The following is a 20,988-nucleotide window of genomic DNA, read 5'->3' as shown; positions in this document are numbered from 1 at the left end:
AATGAGGATTGCAATACAAACTATTGTTGATTATAACAATTATGGAAATAGATTACAAAATTATGCTTTACAATATATATTACAAAGAGATGGGCATTCTGTAATTTCTTTAAGAAATAATTTTCAAAATCCATTTCTTTTAAAAAAAAATACCCGTGGAAAGTTATTAAGAGTTATTAAACAAGGAACTCTATTTGAAGTAATAAAAAGACGAATAGAACATCGAAGATACTATAGATATATGAATGAAAGACTATATAATTTTTCCTCTTTTACCAATCAGTATATTGAAGAAAGCAAATTTGTTTATACAGAAATACAAGAGGAAAAAAAAGAACTAAATTCTTTTGATTGTTTTGTTATTGGAAGTGATCAAGTTTGGAACTATCAATTTCCTAGATTTTCAAGCTTTGATTTTTTATCTACAATTGAAGCTCCAAAAATTTCATATGCTGCTTCATTTGGAGTAAGTTTAATTCCAGAAAATTTACAAACTTTTTATCAACAGAATATTTCTAATATAAACTATATATCGGTGAGAGAAACCGAGGGAATGCACATTATTAATAGAATTCTTCCAGATAGACAGGTTCAAGTGGTATTAGATCCGACCCTACTTTTGAAAAAAACAGAGTGGAAAGAATTGATAAAAGGAAAGAAAATCTATGATAAGAAGTATATTTTAACCTATTTCTTAGATGAACCTACTCTCCAAACAAAAAGATATATAAGGAGAATAGCTAAGAAAAAAAATCTTGAGATTAGACAATTAGGAACAATAAAAGACTTGGAACATTGGGTTGTTGGACCTTCAGAGTTTGTAAATTTATTTTCTCAGGCGGAGATGGTATTTACTGATTCTTTTCATGCTTGTGTTTTTTCAGTTATATTTGAAAAATATTTTGAAGCTTTTGAAAGAAATACTAAACTCAAATCTATGAATTCGAGAATTGATACACTTCTTTCTGATCTTCAAATCGGTGATAGATGGCATAATGATAATCTTGATTTAAAGGAGATGATAAATTACGAATTAGTGAATAGTTTAATAGACGAAAAAAGAAGAGAATCATTAAACTTTTTACGAAAATCGTTAGAAAATACCAAACAATTAAAAAGATCAATTTAGTAGCTAGTTAAAATTGGTCTTTAAAAAGTTGTTTGATAAACCTGGTTTTATTTAATATAAAACATTATCTATAATTTAAGAAAGGCGATCTTATGAAAAAACAATTGAAAAAGATACTACCCAATCAAATTATTAGTTTATTTAGAATTTGGAGAGATGAAATAAAATTATTTGTTTTATTTAGACATGATTTATCACGGTTTAGAAATGGGTTTACAACTAATTTAAAAAAGGCTAGCATGGAACAACTCGATGCTAGATTGCTTTTTTACGCACATGCTTTAGAAAAAGGATTTAGCCATTCTAATTTTCGTGATAATTTTGGTATTCAGACTTTAAATAATCTTTCAAATTCAATAAACATTTATAATTCTAAAGGATTCAATAAAAAAAGAATCAAGTATCAAATTGCTCTATCAGCCTTGGGTAACTATATAAACATACACGAGGAGAGAAACAGTAATGTACAGTTTTTATCCAATATCTTTAAAGATGAAATTCTTAATGAAGCTAAAAAAGCTGATTTAAAATTATCTGGTTTTTTTACTGTGGAAAGAACAAATGTTCAAAATAATATGAATAAAAATTTTAAAGAAATTGCTGAGAATAGAAGAAGCATTCGAGATTACGATGATTCTCCAGTTAATATTGATAAAGTAAGAGAAGCATTACAAATTGCTTTAAAAACTCCAAGCGTTTGTAACAGACAACCAGCACGTGTTTATATGATAAGTAATCCTGAAAAAATTAAAGATATACTTAAGATACAAGGAGGATTTAATGGTTTTGATTCTCCACCATTATTGTTATTAATAACTTCCTCAAATAGTTCTTTTATAGATCCAACCGAACGAAATGAAGGATATATTGATGGCGGTCTATTTGGGATGTCTGTATTATATGGACTTGAGTATAATGGACTTGCTGCATGTGCTTTAAACGCTATGCTAAACGATAAGAAAGAAAAAGAGATAAGAAAATTGTTAAATATACCTGATGACGAAGTATTAATTATGTTTGTGTCAGTAGGAAATTTACCACAGAAAGTAAAAGCTCCGAGATCATATCGTGAATCTTTAGAGAGCATGGTTAGAGAAATAGTATGACTGAGAATCGTTACAAGCGTTTAGCAAGTAATTCACTACTTTTTTTAATCGGTAATTTTGGTAGTAAATTAATAACCTTTTTTATGTTGCCTATTTATACTGCTAAGTTATCACAAGGAGAATATGGAATTTCGGACTTAGTATTAACAACTGTTTCACTCCTACTTCCAATAATATCTTTAAGTGTTTTTGAATCAGTTCTTAGATTTAGTATGGATCCGGAGTCAAATAAGCGTGAAATTTTTACGAATGCAATGGTTGTCAGTATTATTGGTTGTATGTTCCTATTAATAGGAATTCCTGCCATTCTTTTTTTTAATATAAGTTATGGGATTTTTGTTATAGTTATTCTTATTGTACAAATATTCCAATCTATATTTTCACAATATGCCAAAGCAGCTGGATATATTGGCGTATATGCAATCAATGGGATTATTCTATCCTGTTTGACTGCTTTCTTGAATATAATCTTTTTAATCGTTATTCCAACAGGGATTCAAGGATATTTATTTTCAATTTTATTAGCTTATATATTTTCAAACTCATGGTTATTTTTTAAACTTAATCTTTATAAAGAATTTAAAATTAGTTTAGTTAATAAAAAGTTAATAAAAGATTTGCTTTTTTACAGTATCCCATTGATTCCCAATTCAGTGGCTCTATGGATTAATAATGTTGCAAATAGGTATTTCATCCTATATTATCTTGGTAAATCAGCAAATGGTGTATTTGCAATAGCTAATAAAATTCCTCTCTTACTTGGTGTAATAAATTCTATTTTTTTTCAAGCATGGCAAATGTCAGCTATAGAAGAATTTGAAAAAAAAGATAGAGACAGCTTCTATTCAAATACTTTTTCAATATATTCAAAAATTTTATTTTGGGGAGTAAGTAGTATAATATTTATTCTTAGACCAATGATGAAAATATTGGTTTCTGTTGAATTTGTCGTTGCATGGAAGTATGTTCCATTTTTATTATTGAGTATCTTATACTCTAGTTTCTCTGGTTTTCTAGGACAATATTATATTGCCTCAAAACAAACAATTGGAGTATTTATCACTACAATAACAGGCGCAATAATTAATATTATAACTAATTTTTTATTGATTCCCGCACTTGGGTTAGTAGGAGCAAGTGTAAGTTCTGCACTAAGTTTTTTTGTACTTTGGCTAATTAGAATTAAAGATACGAAAAAATTCGTATCAACTAATTATGATGTGGTAAATATTGTGGGAAATCATTTGCTCATTGTAATTCAAATCTTATTTCTTTTTATATTACAGGATAATGTTTTTAAACTGTTAATTATTGAATTTTTTCTATGGATAATAAGCTCTATTCATAATAGAGAGATATTGTTAGTAGTATCGAAATTGATATGGAGGAAGAATAAAAAATAAGAATTTTTTTCTTTGAGTAAGCCTTGGAACTTTTCACCAAACTTTTTTCCCCTGTTCGCTTGACAATAAACAACCGTTTTCATTAGAATATAGCCAGATAGTTTAAATCAAATAAAAAAAGGCACCTTGCAGTTCCGTTGGTAGCGAAACTACAAGGCCTTGATAAGTCAATACAGCTGACCATCAAGTTGCCATAGTTAGTGCAAGCACTAACCTTGTTTATTGTACCTAATTTTTTACTGGATTTCCACCGGTTTACTGGAATTTTTTTGTTCAAATTAGGTCAATTTTGAGGAAAGTTTTGCTTGATTATTTGCTATGTCAGAGGTATTGGACAGTTGTCTGGTACCTCTTTTTTATTTGTTTTTGCTATCAGAAAGGGTGGGAGTATGGTGGTAATTCGTAAGCGCCCCATAGAACAGTACCTGTACGTCAAATAACCCGACCTATAGAATAGAATCGGGAATGTTTGGCGTTTTTAGTTACGAGAAAAATGTTGTTGTACATCCTTGTTCCAAGGCAACAGTTGATCTAAAGTTTCTGCTGAAAGTACGGGAAGATTTGGTATCTTATCAAATAGAAACTCTAGATACTTTACAGGATTCAATCCGTTAAGTTCTGCTGTTTTATATACACTCAGAATGATTCCTGAAGTTCGTGCTCCTTCAAGACTTGTGGAATGCAACCAATTTTTCCGTCCTATCACCAGCTCTTTGATATTTCGCTCCGCACGATTATTTGTGAGTTCTAAACGACCATCTTCAAAAATAGGTTCAAAACCACTTCGTAGTTTACACGCATATTGAACGGCTGCATCCAACTTGGATTTTGCAACAGGATCTATCGTTGCCATCCACTCATAAAAAGCAATAAATAATGGACGCAGTTCTTGTTGCCGACAGCTTAATCGCTTCTCAGGAGAAAAGTCTTTCCATTTCTTTTCTAGGACAAACCATTTATCCAATTGTTTGACTGCTTGAGCTGCGGGAATATCCGTGTTTTTCTTTCCTTTTGGAATTGCTTCGAAAAATTTCCGCCGAACATGCGCGAAACAATAGACAAGTCGTACACTTTCCACGGCATTATACCCGCTATAGCCGTCACAGTGTAAATACCCTGTAAACTCCTTGAGAAAAGTTTTCGGAACATCTCCAGCACGACTTTCGTCGTGGTGATAATAAACGATGGGATGCTGACTGTCTTTTCCTGTACAAAACTGCCAGTAATAGGTATCTGTTTTGGCACTTTCAATCACACGATAACTTGTTTCATCCCCGTGTAGAATCTCTTCTTGATTAAGATAGACTCTTAATCGTTCTCCTAAAGGGTCTAACGCGTTTTGCACTGCTTTAATATGCCAATTGGTGATATTATCTCTCGAAATATCCAACCCATGTGTTTGTTTCCAATAGTTCTCTTGCCGATAGGCAGGAACTTTCTGACCAAATTTCATCCGGATCGTTTCCGCCACTAAACTATTGGAACCTAAGCTATTAGAAATCAAAGGTTTAGGAACGATCGCTTTTTTAAAAGAAGAAAGTCCTTCTTTTTCGCAGCTTTTACAACAATAGGTATGTTGATAATGGGTGAGACAATCCAACATAGCCTGATGGAAACGAATTTCTTCTCGTACTTTTGTCCGTCCGATATCTTTCATCTGTGAACCGCAATGTTCACAAAATTGTTCTTCCAAAGGAAGGAGATGTTCTTTCTCTGTTATAGGTAAGTGTTTGATTTTGTCTGCTTTCGTTCCTACAACTCGTTGATGTCCTTTTACTGGAATAATGGTGGCAGCTGCTTCTGGAACACTTACAGAAATTTCTTCATCACTAAAAAGATTCAATTGCCCATTCGTTTCCTCAAAGAGAGTCTCTTTAGAGCGTCCAAATAATTTGTTGGTTAAATAATTGACCTTTTCATTCAATAGTTGGATTTCAGTTGTAAGATTCTGAATGGTTTGTTGTTGTGCTTGATTGGTTTTATGGGCTTCTTGAAGCAACTGAAGCAACGTATCTGTAGTTTCCAAAATTTTTCACCACCTTGAATCGAACTGATTTTGTTACAGAATACCACAAGAAACGCACAAGAAATAGGGGTTCAACACATTTTTTGTGTTAACCCCCCAGCTTAAAAAACTCCTTTTTTTCCTGGCAAAATAGCTCGAGGTTGATCGATACTTAATCCTTCTAACAACCATCGAACCTGTTGGTTCGTTAAGGTTCGAACTTCGTCTTTCGTCCGAGGCCATTTTAACTTGCCGTTTTCTATCCGCTTATAACAGAGAAGAAAACCATCACCGTCCCAATAGAGAAGTTTGAAACGGTCTTGACGGTTCCCGCAAAATAAAAAAACGGCATCTTCGTAAAGCTCGAGTTGATACTCTTGTTGAATAAGACTGGCAAGACCATCAATTCCTTTTCGCAAATCTGTTTTTCCGCACACAATATAAATATGTTTGGTTTGAAGTAAATCATAAAGCATTGGACAACAGTTCTTTCAAAATAGCTTGAAGAATATAATTGTTAATACCGTTATAGATCAAAACTTCAGAACCATTCTCTCTTTTGATGCGCATCGCTAACTTGGCAGCCGCGGGTTTACCTTTTTCTGGTGCACTCTTTTCGTTTCCTAATTGGACAGGAACAATCTCATTTAATTTATACATAGAAAACCTCCAGACTTCTTGATAGCTCAAGTATATCTTGAGGTGCATTTGTTAGTAAGGTACTGTTCTATGGGGCGCTTACGGTAATTCAAGTATTGTCGCACAACGCGGTGATCGCAAAAGAAATGGGTGAGAAAGGAGAATGGGTGTTGGTGCAGCGTGGCATCGGATTTGGGAAGAAGCGAGGTGACAGTGTTAATACAAAACATGCGCAACGGTATCAAAAAATTGAATGATCTATATTGGAGAGTAACTGGTAGGCAGGCTTGATCCATTTCACGAATGTGATGTGGTTCGAGCCTGCCTTTTTTGGAAGGAGGGAAATAATGGGTCTACAAAATATTTTTCTAAGAGAAAATATCATTACTGATTTCAGTTCTGAATCAAAAAAAGAAGCAATTGAAAAATTAGCTGAACACTTATTTAATTGTGGCTATTTAGTCGATGACAAAGTTTTTGTGGAAAATGTATTGGAAAGAGAAAGCTATGCGACAACAGGAATTGGAAATGGGCTTGCGATTCCTCATGGGAAAGGAACTACAGTCAAAGAGGCAACTCTTGTATTTGCCAAAACAAGCCAGCCGATTGATTGGGATTCTTTGGATAATGAACCGATAGATAAGATCTTTCTAATGGCTATTCCTCAAACAGATAAGGGAAACGAGCATTTAAAGATGTTAGCGGAGTTATCAAGAAAGCTGATGAATGAAGAGTTTATAGATAGTCTCAATAATGAGCAATCAATCGATGGTTTGTTAGAAATTTTAAAAAGTTAGGAGAATGAAACGATGAAAAGTTTGAAAATTGTAGCTATTACAGCGTGTATTACTGGCGTTGCCCACACATATATGGCAGAAGCAAATTTAAAAAAATATGCGAAAAAGAAAGGTTGCTTGATTAAAGTCGAAACACAAGGAGCCATGGGAATTGAAAACCGATTATTACAGCAAGATGTTGACGAAGCAGATGCGGTCATATTCGCAGTAGATACATCAGTAGTTGATAAGGAACGATTTGAAAAGAAAAAAATTATCGAAGTTGGGACATCTGATGTGATCAAAAATGGCGAAGCGATTTTTGATCGTGTACTAAACATAGTAGGAGGATGAAAAAATGTCGAACGTAAAAACATTTAGTAAGGAACTTGCGAGACACTTTATGACTGGTGTTTCATATATGTTGCCAGTAGTTGTTGCAGGTGGCTTGATGGCTTCTTTCGCGGTAATTTTCGGTGGACCAGATGTATGGAATGATACGACCACCGTTTGGGGAGAACTAAGACAATTAGGTGTGATTGGTCTGGGATTGGTCGTTCCAATCATTGCCGCATATATAAGCTATTCGATTGCCGATAAACCTGGATTAGGACCTGCTTTTATTGGTGGGATGGTAGCACAACAACTCAATTCTGGTTTTTTAGGCGGCATGGCTGTAGGGATCGCATCAGGATATTTTGTATTGCTTTTAAAGAAAGTTAAACTACCACCACGAATAGCACCAGTAAAAACGATGGTACTGATTCCATTGATTGGTTCAACGGTTATTGGCTTTTTAACAATTTATGTCATCGGTACACCCATTGCCGCAATGAACGAATCTTTGACGAATTGGCTTCAGAGCATGAGCGGCGGTAATGCAGTGTTGCTGTCTATCATACTGGGAGCGATGATGGCGATCGATATGGGCGGACCAATTAATAAAATCGCCAATACATTCGGATTAGCCGCTTTTGCGGAAGGAATTTATACCATCAGCACCCCGATGGAGATTGCGGTTTCCATTGCGCCTGTGGGGATGTTTTTAGCGACAATCATTGGGAAAAAATATTATTCCGAAGAAGAAATCGAGAGCGGACGATCCGCAATCGTCATGGGATTAGTCGGTATATCAGAAGGAGCGATCCCTTTTGCAGTTGCAGATCCTTTATGCGTATTGCCTAGTATCATTGTAGGTACGACGGTTTCGAGTGGATTGGTTACACTTTTAGGTATTACACAAAATACTGCTTTATCAACATTTTTAGCCATTCCTTTCGCTAGTAATATTCTGCTGTATGTATTATGTATCGCAGCAGGAGTCATAGTTACAGCTGTGATGGTAAATAGTCTTAAAGCTTTAAAGTATAAGAAGTCAGCAACGAAACTACTACAAGAAAATGAAAATCAAAGTTTATCAAAGAACATATAATTTAGAATGGAGGACAATGATATATGACTGAATATAAGAAAGAATTTCCAGCAGATTTTTTGTGGGGCGGTGCAGTGACCGCTACACAAACAGAAGGTAATTGGGATGTTGACGGCAAAGGTGTAACACCACCGGATTTGATTGCATATGAAGCAGGTAAAGTACAGAATGATTTGATGTCTACAGCAGAGATCAACGCGGCAATTACAGATACAGTGAATTATTATCCTCGGAGATATGCTATTGATTTTTATCATACCTATCCCCAAGATATCGCATTATTAAAAGAACTTGGACTTAATTCTTTTAGAACATCAATAAATTGGGCTCGGATTTTTCCAAATGGTGATGAAGAGAAACCAAATGAAAAAGGACTCGCTTTTTATGACAAATTGATCGATGAGTTGCTGAAAAATGGCATCGAACCGATTATAACGATCTCTCATTTTGAAATGCCTATAAATTTATCTATGAAGTATAAAGGATGGTATTCACGAGAAGTGATTGATTGTTACTTAAAATACTGTAAGGTTTTATTTACTCACTTTAAGGGCAGAGTGAAATATTGGGTTCCTTTTGATGAAATGAACTTGATTCATCGGGAGTCATTTAGCCAGTTTGGGATGCCGAGTGATCTAGTAGAAAACTCATTGGAAAATAAATTCATCGCTTTGCATCATAAAATGCTTGCATCTAGCTTGGCTGCTAAAATGGCTCACGATATAGACAGCGCTAATCAAATTGCTGCCATGGTTTTATCCAACTTTGCTTATCCTGCTTCAAGCAAACCGGAAGACGTACGAGCAGCTCAAATAAATGACCAATTGGAAAACTACTATCTAGATGTATTGGTTCGAGGCAAATATCCAGGAACGGTTCTCCGTTTTATTGAAGAAAAAGGCTTTAATATTGGTTTTCAACTAGAAGATAAAGAAATATTTGAAAAAGGACGGGCAGATTTTATCAGTGTTTCTTACTACGGTAATCGAACAGCTTCCGAAGAAAGTATCCAATATTGGCCTGATCCCTCTGTAGACAATCCACATATCAAGAAAAACGCGTGGAACTGGTTAGAAGATCCTATTGGTTTGCGATATACATTAAATAAACTCTATGACCAGTATCAATTACCGATATTTTTAATGGAATTGGGTACAGGATTGCACGACAAAGTTGAGGATGGAAAAATCCATGATGAAGAGAGAGTTAAGTTCTTTGCAGAAAACTTGTATCAACTAAAAGAAACGATTTATGATGGTGTGCCAATCATGGGCTGTTTAACTTGGGGGCCGATAGATATTGTCAGTAATGCATCAGCACAAATGAGCAAACGATATGGTTTTATCTACGTTGATATTGATGATCATGGAAATGGCAGCGGTATGAGATTGAAAAAAGACAGTTTCTACTGGCTGCAAGAAACGATAAAGGAAAACGGGAAGAATATCTAACAATTACGTTTGGCAACCAAATAGATGAAAATTGGAAACTACATGAAATGATCGGTGTATTTCATGTGGTTTTTTTATTGTAATAACATTTCAAAACTTTTTCTTTTTCTCGAAGATTTTATTGAATGGTTGCGTATCTATTCTAGAAAAGCAAAAAAAATAAAATGTTTGGAGGAAGAAAATGACAGCACAAGAGCAAATATACGCATCGTTGATTCTCAACCATGCGGAAATGGCGATGGACTATTTTTTAGAAGGGACGAAAATGATCAAACAAGGAGAGATCAGCAAATCGCTACGACTCCTTAATCAAGGTCAAGTCTGCTTAAATGTAGCTAACAATTTAGAAAGGAAGTTGTTTTATCTGGAAAAACGCTCTCCGATCAAACCTGCGGAGGTCTCTAGCGCAAAGGAATGTCTCACTACTGCTATGCACTGGGGAGAATTCTTTGAATCAATACAAAATACTTTGGAAAAAGAAATTTAAAGAGAGAGTAGATTGATTTACGTATCTTTTCTTGTACCAAAAAAACTAAGAATAGAGGGGATTTATTATGTCTACGACAAAAACCAAAGCACTTTCGTTTCAAATCAGTTATGTTTCAGATGACGCTATCGAAGAACTGACAAAGGGAATCCTCGCTTTCCATCAAAAAGACGTGGGGAAAATGGTCAGCCACATAAAGCAAGAACAGGAACATTTAGCAAAAGCTCGCGCATTACAGCTGGAGTTGTTCCAAGAAGATATGGATCACTTGCCGTATTCCATCAACGATTTTCATGTCGTAGATAATTTTTGTGAAGCACTGCAATTTGGGCGTTATAGCCAATTCTTAATGGAAGTGTTAGAGACAAAGCAAATGCGGGAACTTCGGAAACTGAAGCAGTACAACAAGCGAAAACTTGAAGCGGCAAAAATTCAGAAAACTTGATATCATCTGGTGAATTTTCGTCGTGTTTTTCGGTCGTAAAAACGCGTGGATAAACTAGCTATATGAGTAAAAAAACTCCTTTCGATTTGATGAGCGGTTGGCAGCCGCTTAGCAGATCAGGGAGTTTTTTTGTGGGCAATCCGAATAGCAACGAGTTACTGACAAATCACTGTATATTCGACAGAGGAGTTTTAGTGATGGCAAGGTAAAGAAGCACTTTAATGCTAAGAGAGAATACAGTGGTAAGTTTTTTTAACATTTAAGGTTTGATATTTGGATAAAATGGTCATATACGTATTTTAGAAGGTTAATAACAAATATTGCTCGTTAAATCTTGAGGCGGAGCTATTAGACTATAAAGGCAAGCTTGCTATTTTCCGGGTACTTTATTTGACTGAAACTTAGAATAGCACATTTTTTATTGGGCTCGGATCAGTACTGTTGCAGGATGTTTATTTTTCTTTTGTTGTGATATACTCTAGCCATCACGATGCATGAATGGAGTGAATATAGTTGGAAGAATATCATTATTGCCGAACCTCTCGGGCAATCCAAACTCATCGGATCTTCCCTTTTGATTTGAATCCATTTGGTTTTTTGTTTGGTGGGAAGCTGATGACATTGATCGATGATACAGCTTCGATCTCTGTGACACGTCATTGCCGAAGAGGCGCAGTGACCGCTTCACTGGATAACTTAAATTTTTTAAAACCGTTGCATGAAAATCACTCTGTCTGTGTGGAATCATATGTGTCAGGGACCCATCATAAATCAATGGAAGTGTTTGTCAAAGTGATTGGTGAAAATCTGACGACAGGAGAACGGTATCTAGCGGCAACCTGCTTTACGACATTTGTGGCAGTTCCTTCTCATATGAATGAGGAAATTGAATTTGTGGTGCCGAAAGTTGAACCGGAGACCGAGGAAGAAAAGATGGTCTGTGCTGGATATGAAAAGCGACGGCAGCATCGGTTGCAGGAACGGGATGAATACAAGGAGTTTGCTTCGCTGTTAACAACAGATTTACCGTGGGCGGATAATTAAGCAAGAAAAAGCGTCGGAACTGTTTTTTGGTTCTTTATTTAGTTTTCATAAATTTGTTTTTCAAAATAAGGAGCTAATAGAACGTGGTGACGGATTTAGTTATGCTAAACGTCGTGTACTTCCATTACTATCTGATTTCGTGGGAAAACCAGCATTTGAAGAGAGTGCCCTAGATTATTTGGTTCGCAAAAATAGTGAAGAGGAGCTCCCATTGATTGCAACATTTTTTGGTGCTTGGTGGGGGAATGATCCGGTCAAAAAAATACCGACAGATGTTGATGTCGTCGTCGCAGATGAAATAGACAAAAAAAATTCTCCTTGGCGAATGCAAGTGGCGAAATGATTTTAAGAAACAGTTAGAAATCGAAAAATTGATAAACAAAGGACAACTATTTCCAAATTTTGAATCAATTTATTATTTCTTTACTAAAAAACCAATTTCTCATGAATTGCAAATGAAATTTAAGGAAGACTGTACGGTTGAATTTATTGATCTAGGTATGCTTTTTTATTGACTGACCGAGAACACTCTCGACTTTAGTCGTGTAGATGAATCTGCTTCGATTGTGGCACAGCTTTAGCTATGTTGAGCAACCGAGATATATCTTGGATTATTCATGGAATCTGTTCTCAGTGCTCAGAAACGTTGGATTACCGAGATTTTTAGGTGTTCCAACGTTTCTCCTAGCAATCTTGAAAACTTTTTTAAATTCAGCGAATCATTCATTTCTTCCACAGGCAGATAGAGTGAATTTTTATCCTTAATAAATTCATGTAGCAAGGAAATCTTTCCAATACGACGGCGTCCATAAACAACAGCCATTTGAAATATCTTCTTCCCGTACAGCCGTTGGAGAGTTTCAAACTCTGTTTCTTCTCCTAAAAACATACCCAAAAACCTCTTGTCGTTTTACTACTTTAGATTATTATAATCTAAAGTAGTAAAAGTGTTATTCATATCTCTAGATTTTTCCAACCCCTTCATTCACCCTGCATCTTCATTTAGGTCCCTTTGGATAAGTGCTTCAACCAAGAAAGCACAACCTCTTGTGAAGTGATGCTAGCAGGTTGATTTTCGGATGATCAGAATGAAGCATCACGTTTAGAAAATTGGTAAAAACAACCGGCTAAACTGATCAGAAGCAAGAACAACAAAATTCCCAGAGCAACCTGGGAGCCAGTAATAGTTGCTGCTTGGTAGGTTTTGGCGCTGTGAGCTTGGAAAAAATTGATCACTACGGCAACGAGGGAGGTTGCGATCGCTCCGGAAAATTGCTGCAATGTATTGAAAATCGCATTGCCGTCATTTTGTAACTCAGGAGGGAGCGAGTTCATCCCAGTTGTCATCAAGTTACTATAAGATAATCCTAAACCGATCATATAAAAGACATGCCCTGCAATCAACCCCCATAAAGGACTGATTCCTAAGAAAATAAGCAGAGCAGACCAGCCGATTATTGCCAACATTAAGCCGATGAGGATCGGTTTTTTAGGGCCTGCTTGATCTAAAATTTTTCCTGAGATCGGTGAAAGAACCGCGCCGATCGTAGCCCCCGGCAGCATAGCTAAACCAGCAACAAATGCGCTTTGACCTTGAACAATTTGAATAAAATTAGGTAACACAAACGAAATGCCCAATAATAAAAATTGATAAACTAAGAAGCTGAATAGAAAAAGACTAAACGCTTTATTTTTAAAAACAGTTAATTTTAGCAAAGGGTGGTCTAGATGTAGTGTACGTAGATAAAATAATCCTGCGCCACACACGCCAATCAATAGTGCTAGCCAACTGAGCGGTTCTCCTAAAAGACTTAGAAAAATCAGACTGCCGCTAAATAAAAGAACCAATCCTAAAAGGCTGAGTAGATCTAACCGGCCAGTTTTGATGACTTTTTTTTCAGGAATCGCATATAAACCCAGGCTAAGGGAGAGCAGCAGTACCGGAACTAAGAAAATAAAAATATAATGCCAAGAAAGCGCAGAGGTCAGAATTCCGCCATAAGTTGGTCCGATCGCCGGTGCAATCGAAGTAGTCAGGGTGCCAAGGCCCATCATGGTTCCTCGTTGATTCAACGGCGCATAGGTCAAGATAATATGAAACATCAACGGCAAAGCGATCCCCGTAGCAATCCCTTGTAATAATCTTCCTAACAACAGTATCGCGAAATTCGGTGCAATAAAATCAGTAAACAGGCCAGCAAGAAAAGCCATATTGGATACTAGGAACAATGTACGTATGCTGAAATTTTTATGAAGATAGGTCGATAAGGGCACAACGATTGAAATCATCAAAAGATAAATCGTTGTGATCCACTGGACAAGGGATGTTGATAAAGAAAATTCTTCAATTAAAGTTGGAAAAGTAACGTTCATGGCGGTTTCAATCAAAACCCCCGCAAAAGACATGACACCCGTTGCCAAAACGGCAGATGTCAGATGGATTTTTTTCTGCAAATAGATCACCTCTAAATATATTTCGCACAAAAAGAGAGACCATTTCTATTTAAAAATAGAAATCGCCTCTCTTTCGACACGTTTGCACGTGTTATCTGTACGATTATTTATCTAAAAAGTAGCGTATCATAGGTTTTATTTTGATGCAAGTAACAAAATAATAATTTTCTGAAAATCCACAATGCAATACCGTTAGATATTGCATAGAGACATTTTAACTTCTCGTTAAGTAGGACATTATCATGTTTGAAAGTTAAGAAATAGGAGAGTGTAGAATCAATCTTGCTTTAGCAAACTCGTTGCGATAAGATGATTTACAAAAATAATGATTATATTCTTTAGAAAATAATGGGGAGACTGAACAACTTCTCAAAGATTTGAGGATTTTCAATGGAAAATATCACTTTACGATCCTATCAGCAGCGGTTGCTAGATTACGTAAAACAGCATCCGCAGCAGTCAACGTACCATTTTATTGCACCGCCCGGCTCTGGCAAAACGATACTGGGTTTAGCGATTTTTGAAGAATTAAAGCGAAAAACATTGATTTTAGTTCCCGCGCTTTTGCTAAGAGAACAATGGATAGCTACAACGAAGAGCTTTTTTAATATTCATATCAGTATAGATCTTTTGGTACCGGGGCAAATTACTATTGCAACTTATCAAACTCTCTATCTACAGTTGCAAGAAGATCCCGATTTTTTACTTCGGAAGGGCATTGAGTTTTTGATTTTGGATGAAGCGCATCATCTGAAGAAAAATTGGGGTGAAGTAGTACTTTCCTTAAAGAATAGTGCGCCTTCCTTGAAAAGTCTTTCTTTAACCGCGACATCGCCATTGGATAGTACTCAGAGAGAATGGAAGTCCTACCTAAAACTAAATGGACCAATTGATGAGGAAATCTCAGCAACGGAATTGATCGATAAAAAAGTCCTCACTCCCTATCAAGATTTTGTCTATTTTATCGAAGCAGATTCTCAAGGGAAAAACAGCTATTCTTCCTTTCTCGCTAAGCAAGACCAGATTATCGATCGACTACTTACAGATGAGGAAAGTGTGGGAATAATTAGTAAACACCCTTATATTACCAATCCGTTGCAACATACAACAGCAATCTATGAAGATTTTGATTTTTATGTAGCGATGTTGCTGTTTTTAGATAGAAACGGTTTCCGAATTTCCGCAAGTCATTGGCGAGTACTGGGCTTTAAACGTAAATGGCATCTTCCAGATGTTTCCCCAGAGCAAGTAAAATTACTTTATCAATGGTTACTGTCAACGTATCCAGAATTAGAAATTTTTGCTTTTTTAAAAAAAGTACATTGGCTCAAAGAAGAAGGTTTATCTCTTTATCCTGATTTTCCAGAGGGCCGCTTATTAGAAAGCCCACAAGAAAAGATAGCTGCTATTAATCGAATCATCATTAAAGAAGAAATGTATCTTGAAGAGGATCTATGTGGAGTTGTATTATTTGATCGAATTTGTGAAGAGGCCTTGGATTTTCCGGAAAACCCAAATTATTATGGTACTGTACCGCAATTTCTCAGTCTCCAAACTCTGATACAAGAAAAGACAGAGCTAGGAATGATTTGTGGTCGTTTTATAATTATGTCTGAAAAAGTCGTAAAAAAATATTTTCCTCGGGCTAATTTTCATAAACTTACGGAAGTCCCTGGGTATTTGCGATTGAAATTGACAGATGCAAACCGTCGCGAGTTCCTTCAAAAGGTGACTTTTCTATTGGATCAAAAGATTCTGAATTGTTTGATTGGAACGATTGCTTTGCTTGGGGAAGGGTGGAATTGTCCGAGTGTAAATACGCTGGTTTTAGGAAATAAATCTAGTTCCATTGTGCAGGTGCAGCAGCTGCGAGGACGTGCGCTACGTTCCGCTAACAATAAATCGCTTAGTCATCTATGGCATTTGGGCGTTTACGTACCTGAAGTTTCTTGGAAGGAGCAGCCAGAGCTTTCTCCGATTATGCGCAGACTGTCATTTATCGAAGGTATTTCTAACCAACAAATTCCTGATACTATCACTAGCGGTCAAGCGCGTTTTAATTTTCCAAATGAACCAACAAAAGAAAATTTAGAGAATTATAATCAGCAAAATTTTTTCTTTGCTCAGCAACGGTCGCTATTAACTAAATTTTGGGAAGAATCCTTGAGCAAAGGAACCCATCTTTCTATGCCGATAATTGTTAGACAAGAAGCTACGAGTAGTGAATTTCAATCAAAAAAAGAACAATATTCAGAGCTAGCGAATACCCGGCTATCTTTCTGGGGAGCTTTGTTTCAAGGTGATTTTTTATTATACTTGCGTCAGCAGCGAACCAGATATTTATGGAAGAAGGAATGTGGCTTACGCAGTGTTTTTGCCAAGTCCCTACTGTCCACTTATCAAGAGCAACAAAAACTTTCTAAAAATATCAGCCTTTACATTGATTTTAATGAAGATCAGTTTACTGTACGGATAAAAAATGGAACGTACCAAGAAGAACGTTTTTTTAATGAAGCACTAATGGAACTGTTAGAGCCGGTGCAAGATACTCGTTATTTAGTAGAAATTAATAATCGCTACTTTGCTGTTCCGAAGGATTTAGCGCGCAATAAAGAAGCTGCTAATAGTTTTCTACGAGAAATCAAGCGGAAACAAAGAAATTGTCGCCTTGTTTACACAAGAAATTTATTAGGAAGACAAAAGTTACTGCAAGCTCGTATACAAGCTTTGCAGCAAAGAAATCATAAAATCGTCCAAGAACATCTGTGGTATTGAAAAATCTTTCGTTTAGAGGTATTGTTTCACAAGTTGATTGAAAAGATATTCAAAATATTTTTTCGTTTGATTAGTGCTGTTTTCTACAATAAATTATGAACATCTTCGCTCGTATGAAAATATACTTGTGTCATTGATGATACGTCCTTTAAATTTGCTTTTTAGTCAAAAAAGGCTTAAGGAACGTATCATCAATGATTTTTTTGGGTGTTCTTTTTATGAAATTGTGTGGGAGACATTTAATTCTAAGATTGTTTCTCTAAATAATACGTATTGATGAGAATATCTTGATTGTAATTTCCAAATCCTTTACCAAAAAGTGTCATACCTCCTTTATTGATAGCGTTTGACTCTACTGAGAATCGAAGCTTAATAAATGGATGCTTAGTGAGTTCTAAATCATCAATAGTAATATCAGAATAGGCTTCCCCATCAATTCCAGTATCTAATTTATTGATCCGAACATGCTTCAACAAACCATATTGACTAAAATTGCTATTCCACCAAGAAGGGGTATAACGACCCCGAGTATCAGAGAAATTTCCAGGTACAGTATAAACAGCAACCAATATATCATTAACATAAATGGAGATGTCACTAGGCCAAATATTATTTGAGAGTGGAAACTCTGAAGCGATTTCGAAACTTATTTCTAACATATTAGGATCTTCATCGTCTGTTAACATATTTGGAATCTTATATTCTACAAATCCCTCGCTGAACCACAACAAAGCGGCATCAACACGCTTGGTATCCATAAAGTATTTAGGATCATCTGCTTTCCCTACTACTTCTTGAGGAGTCGCCAGTCCACAAGTTGGTGAAATAGAAAAATCCACAAAATGACCGATTTTTAATTCTGTTTGATGAAGTTTATATCCTTGATAGACTTTTTCAGGAAAAACAATATGAATATCATCAACTTTCAAATATACCATTTTTTTGTTTCGGTTGATGCCTACGCCTCGCTCAGAATGTAATAATCCGGCATCTTCCATCTGCTGTACATGTCGAGTTACGATAGCATTGCTCATTCCTAAATATTCCGAAATCTCACCGATACTTCTTTTTCTATTACCAATGTACTTTAGCATCTTTAAACGAGTTTTACTGGCTAATGATTCATAAACAGGTAAAGAATGCGATTCGAGATCAAGTTCCATTATATACAGACTCCTTTAACTGAAAAGTAAAATATCGTAGTAACACTTTTATTATAATGCAATATCTATTTAACTGTAAAGTTGTTTTTACAAAATAGCTAAATGACAGTATTGACATCGCTTTCATTGGATGATAATTTAAGTTTGTACAATGGTTTAATACCTATAAATACTTTTTTGTTAATTTAAAAAAAGTATTTATAAAAGTATGTTTAACCTAAAAGTAAAACGGAGGGGAAAAAATGAATACAAAAAAAATAGCAGGAATGGTACTGATGGCTGGTGCAGGATTTACATTATTGACAGGATGTGGTGGAGGAGATTCATCTTCAACAAATGCTGGGAATAGTAAGAGCGAAATTACTTTTTGGAATCCTTTCGTGGGTGCTGATGGCGAAAATTTAAAAAAGATGGTCGATGAATATAATAAAACAGATCCGGAATACAAAATAAAAAATGTCTCACTTAAAGAATCTGATATGTATACAAAAATTCCTACTGTTGTTAACTCAGGTAAAAATATTCCTGATCTAAATATTGTTCACGCGGAACGTATTAAACAATACAAAGATAATGACATGCTAGTAACTTTTAATGATGCATTAAAAGATTTTTCCGATATAAAAGATGAGAATTATGTCCCAGAGGCATGGAATCTAGGAGAAATTGATGGTGCTCGGTATAGCGTCCCATTAGATATTCATAGTTGGGGTATCTATTATAATAAGGAATTATTGGATAAGTATTTACCATCTGCTTTAGATGATAATATTATTACTTTCGATGAAATAGAAGAAATTGGTAAGAAAGCAGATAATGATGGTATTCGAGGATTAGGGATTACATGGGCAAAACCTAATTTCTTATCCTTATTTGCTCAAGAAGGCGGGGAGTTAAGTAAGGATGGTACAGCACCTACTCTGGATACGGATGCTACAAAAAAAGCGATTCAACGATATGCTGATATGTACAAGGAAAAGATTACTACTCGTGATGGTGAAGATCCAGCGCAACTATTCTTAGCAGGTAAGATGGTTCTTTATCCTGAAGGGATTTGGATGCGTAATCAAGTAAAAGAAGCAAAATTTGAATGGGGATTGACAAACTCGCCTCAATTAAGTAATGATCTTTCAAATGCAGTAAACTGGGCATCGTCTCATCAATTTGTTATGTTCAAAAATAAAGATCGTTCTGAAGAGAAAACAAAAGGAGTTATGGAATTTTTGGATTGGGTACGTACCAATTCTTTAGAATGGGCGAAAGCAGGACAAAACCCAGCGACATTAGATCTGTTAGACAATAGTGAATATACAGATATGGAACAATCCCTATTTGTTAATACACCAGAGGAACAAGCGACACTGAAAATTTTTGATTACAAGTATAACGGTTATGTAGCTGAGTACTTAGATGCTCATGCATTAGATGTTGTATTTGGAAAAATGTCAGTTGATGATTTTGCATCAGGTATGCAAAAAGAAGTAGCAGATAAAATTGCCAAAGACAGTTCTAATAAATAATATCAAGCAATTGTGATATAGAGGGCAAAATCCGGACTATATTTAAACTACAAAACTGTTTATTACCTCGAACGCAAAGTATTAAAAAATGATGTAATTATATAGTTCGGTTTTTGCTTTAGACAAAAAGTAAGGGAGTAGAAAGGGTTTCTTTACATACTCTTATTGAGAGAATATTAGCTAGGAAAACTTTCTCTTATTCAATTATTTAAGAAAGGAAAATATGCTATGTTGGCAACGAATACTGAAACAATAGCTACTTCAAATAAAGGAAAGCATCATCAAACAAAAAAAATAATACCATGGTTATTTATAGCGCCCCATCTGATTATTTTTACCATTTTCTTTCTAATTCCTGTTATTTTTGGAATCTATGTATCTTTTACTGATTGGGATTTATTTGGGCTTCCGACTTTTATAGGATTAGACAATTATAAGGAATTATTTTTCCAAAAGGATTCCACTTTTTATGGACAGTTGCGTATAGGTTTATTAAACACTTTTAAATTCGTACTTTTTTCAGTTCCTTTTTGTATAGCAGTACCATTAGTATTAGCAGCAGCTCTAAATACAAAACCCAAACTAGGAAAAATTTTTCAATCAATATTCTATATGCCCTCTCTTTTTGCTATTTCAGCAGTAGTAATCATATGGACATTGATTTTCAATGTTAATTATGGACCAATAAATACTATGTTGGAGTCTGATATACCTTGGACTAGTACACAACCATATGCATGGGTGACTCTTGTTATTGTGACTGTATGGTGGACAATTGGAGGCAATATGGTTATTTATCAGGCTGCACTGAACGGTATTCCCAAAGATTATTATGAAGCTGCAGATATTGATGGAGCCAGTTCAATTCAAAAATTTCTGAAAATCACACTGCCTGCAATCAAAGGTCAAATTTTATATACGTTAGTGATGACAACTATTGCTCAATTCAATATTTATGGTCAACCATTGATGCTAACAGGTGGAGGGCCAGCCAATTCCACACGAGTATTATTAATGTACATTCAGCAAAATGCTTTTGGCTCAGGACAATCAATCGCTGGTATTGCTTCAGCTATGGCGGTTATATTGGGGATTTGTATTATGATCGTATCAGCTATCCAGTTTAAATTGTTACGTAAGGAAGACTAGGGGGAATATA

21 protein-coding genes are annotated in these 20,988 nt (G+C 35.4%); 15 read left to right on the top strand and 6 right to left on the bottom strand.

Features of this window, described 5'->3' with window-relative positions; all coding sequences use genetic code 11:
- Position 1: 1 nt before the first annotated feature.
- The 3 genes from EFB00_RS03520 (at position 2) to EFB00_RS03510 (ending at position 3,638) form a co-directional block, all read left to right on the top strand.
- Entirely contained in the window at positions 2-1,129 is a 1,128-nt protein-coding gene (locus EFB00_RS03520) for a polysaccharide pyruvyl transferase family protein (RefSeq protein WP_122645540.1), read from the top strand.
- Positions 1,130-1,221: 92 nt separating this feature from the next.
- Positions 1,222-2,235 (top strand): nitroreductase family protein, encoded by a 1,014-nt coding sequence (locus EFB00_RS03515; RefSeq protein WP_122645539.1) that lies wholly within the window; start codon positions 1,222-1,224, stop codon positions 2,233-2,235.
- Positions 2,232-3,638, top strand: a complete 1,407-nt coding sequence (locus EFB00_RS03510; RefSeq protein WP_122645538.1) for a lipopolysaccharide biosynthesis protein — start codon at positions 2,232-2,234, stop codon at positions 3,636-3,638. Before EFB00_RS03515 ends, EFB00_RS03510 begins: the two co-directional genes overlap by 4 nt.
- A 478-nt stretch (positions 3,639-4,116) precedes the next feature.
- Here EFB00_RS03510 and tnpC read toward each other — a convergent pair whose 3' ends face one another.
- The 3 genes from tnpC to EFB00_RS03495 all read right to left on the bottom strand — a co-directional run bounded on the left by tnpC (position 4,117) and on the right by EFB00_RS03495 (position 6,303).
- Entirely contained in the window at positions 4,117-5,664 is a 1,548-nt protein-coding gene (gene tnpC, locus EFB00_RS03505) for an IS66 family transposase (protein ID WP_002296127.1), read from the bottom strand.
- Positions 5,665-5,765: 101 nt separating this feature from the next.
- A complete protein-coding gene (gene tnpB / locus EFB00_RS03500; protein WP_002287659.1) occupies positions 5,766-6,119 on the bottom strand; it encodes an IS66 family insertion sequence element accessory protein TnpB in 354 nt (117 codons plus the stop codon).
- Positions 6,109-6,303, bottom strand: a complete 195-nt coding sequence (locus tag EFB00_RS03495) for a hypothetical protein (protein ID WP_002285758.1) — start codon at positions 6,301-6,303, stop codon at positions 6,109-6,111. The genes tnpB and EFB00_RS03495 overlap by 11 nt, the downstream gene beginning before the upstream one ends.
- Positions 6,304-6,365: 62 nt before the next feature.
- Between EFB00_RS03495 and EFB00_RS13530 the strand changes: the two genes are divergently transcribed.
- From EFB00_RS13530 to EFB00_RS03450, 9 genes are all read left to right on the top strand, one after another.
- Positions 6,366-6,539 (top strand): CAT RNA binding domain-containing protein, encoded by a 174-nt coding sequence (locus tag EFB00_RS13530; RefSeq protein WP_122645537.1) that lies wholly within the window; start codon positions 6,366-6,368, stop codon positions 6,537-6,539.
- 90 nt (positions 6,540-6,629) lie between these two features.
- Positions 6,630-7,079, top strand: a complete 450-nt coding sequence (locus EFB00_RS03485; RefSeq protein WP_122645536.1) for a PTS sugar transporter subunit IIA — start codon at positions 6,630-6,632, stop codon at positions 7,077-7,079.
- A 12-nt stretch (positions 7,080-7,091) separates the two neighbouring features.
- On the top strand, positions 7,092-7,412 hold the full coding sequence (locus EFB00_RS03480) for a PTS fructose transporter subunit IIB (RefSeq protein WP_206423457.1): 321 nt from the start codon (positions 7,092-7,094) through the stop codon (positions 7,410-7,412).
- Positions 7,413-7,416: 4 nt separating this feature from the next.
- Complete coding sequence (locus tag EFB00_RS03475; protein WP_122645535.1) at positions 7,417-8,490, top strand: PTS fructose transporter subunit IIC; 1,074 nt, start codon at positions 7,417-7,419, stop codon at positions 8,488-8,490.
- A 23-nt stretch (positions 8,491-8,513) separates the two neighbouring features.
- Positions 8,514-9,941: a glycoside hydrolase family 1 protein gene (locus EFB00_RS03470; RefSeq protein ID WP_122645534.1), complete on the top strand. Its 1,428-nt coding sequence runs from the start codon at positions 8,514-8,516 to the stop codon at positions 9,939-9,941.
- A 181-nt stretch (positions 9,942-10,122) separates the two neighbouring features.
- The gene (locus tag EFB00_RS03465) at positions 10,123-10,428 is read left to right on the top strand and encodes a hypothetical protein (RefSeq protein ID WP_122645533.1); all 306 of its coding nucleotides are present in this window, start codon (positions 10,123-10,125) and stop codon (positions 10,426-10,428) included.
- A gap of 67 nt (positions 10,429-10,495) precedes the next feature.
- Entirely contained in the window at positions 10,496-10,873 is a 378-nt protein-coding gene (locus tag EFB00_RS03460) for a hypothetical protein (RefSeq protein ID WP_122645532.1), read from the top strand.
- A 513-nt stretch (positions 10,874-11,386) separates the two neighbouring features.
- Positions 11,387-11,917: an acyl-CoA thioesterase gene (locus EFB00_RS03455; protein ID WP_122645531.1), complete on the top strand. Its 531-nt coding sequence runs from the start codon at positions 11,387-11,389 to the stop codon at positions 11,915-11,917.
- On the top strand, positions 11,895-12,260 hold the full coding sequence (locus EFB00_RS03450; RefSeq protein ID WP_122645530.1) for a DUF234 domain-containing protein: 366 nt from the start codon (positions 11,895-11,897) through the stop codon (positions 12,258-12,260). Before EFB00_RS03455 ends, EFB00_RS03450 begins: the two co-directional genes overlap by 23 nt.
- A gap of 294 nt (positions 12,261-12,554) precedes the next feature.
- Here EFB00_RS03450 and EFB00_RS03445 read toward each other — a convergent pair whose 3' ends face one another.
- Together EFB00_RS03445 and EFB00_RS03440 are read right to left on the bottom strand one after the other, a co-directional pair.
- Positions 12,555-12,806: an ATP-binding protein gene (locus tag EFB00_RS03445; protein WP_122645529.1), complete on the bottom strand. Its 252-nt coding sequence runs from the start codon at positions 12,804-12,806 to the stop codon at positions 12,555-12,557.
- Positions 12,807-13,000: 194 nt separating this feature from the next.
- On the bottom strand, positions 13,001-14,377 hold the full coding sequence (locus EFB00_RS03440) for an MFS transporter (RefSeq protein ID WP_206423488.1): 1,377 nt from the start codon (positions 14,375-14,377) through the stop codon (positions 13,001-13,003).
- A gap of 384 nt (positions 14,378-14,761) precedes the next feature.
- Here EFB00_RS03440 and EFB00_RS03435 point away from each other — a divergent pair, with 384 nt between their 5' ends.
- Positions 14,762-17,146: a DEAD/DEAH box helicase family protein gene (locus EFB00_RS03435; protein ID WP_122645528.1), complete on the top strand. Its 2,385-nt coding sequence runs from the start codon at positions 14,762-14,764 to the stop codon at positions 17,144-17,146.
- Positions 17,147-17,391: 245 nt separating this feature from the next.
- On the opposite strand, the gene EFB00_RS03430 is transcribed toward EFB00_RS03435, so the two are convergent.
- On the bottom strand, positions 17,392-18,309 hold the full coding sequence (locus tag EFB00_RS03430; protein WP_122645527.1) for an ArsR/SmtB family transcription factor: 918 nt from the start codon (positions 18,307-18,309) through the stop codon (positions 17,392-17,394).
- A gap of 242 nt (positions 18,310-18,551) precedes the next feature.
- Here EFB00_RS03430 and EFB00_RS03425 point away from each other — a divergent pair, with 242 nt between their 5' ends.
- Both EFB00_RS03425 and EFB00_RS03420 read left to right on the top strand, forming a co-directional pair.
- Positions 18,552-19,829 (top strand): extracellular solute-binding protein, encoded by a 1,278-nt coding sequence (locus tag EFB00_RS03425; RefSeq protein ID WP_122645526.1) that lies wholly within the window; start codon positions 18,552-18,554, stop codon positions 19,827-19,829.
- Between the two features lie 228 nt (positions 19,830-20,057).
- On the top strand, positions 20,058-20,978 hold the full coding sequence (locus tag EFB00_RS03420; protein ID WP_122645525.1) for a carbohydrate ABC transporter permease: 921 nt from the start codon (positions 20,058-20,060) through the stop codon (positions 20,976-20,978).
- The last annotated feature ends 10 nt before the right edge of the window (positions 20,979-20,988 follow it).

It is taken from the genome of Enterococcus mediterraneensis (assembly GCF_900604485.1).
GTDB classification, from domain to species: Bacteria; Bacillota; Bacilli; order Lactobacillales; family Enterococcaceae; genus Enterococcus_C; species Enterococcus_C mediterraneensis.
The sequence above is the reverse complement of the archived record's forward strand: the minus strand, read 5'-3'. Positions and strand labels throughout refer to the sequence as shown.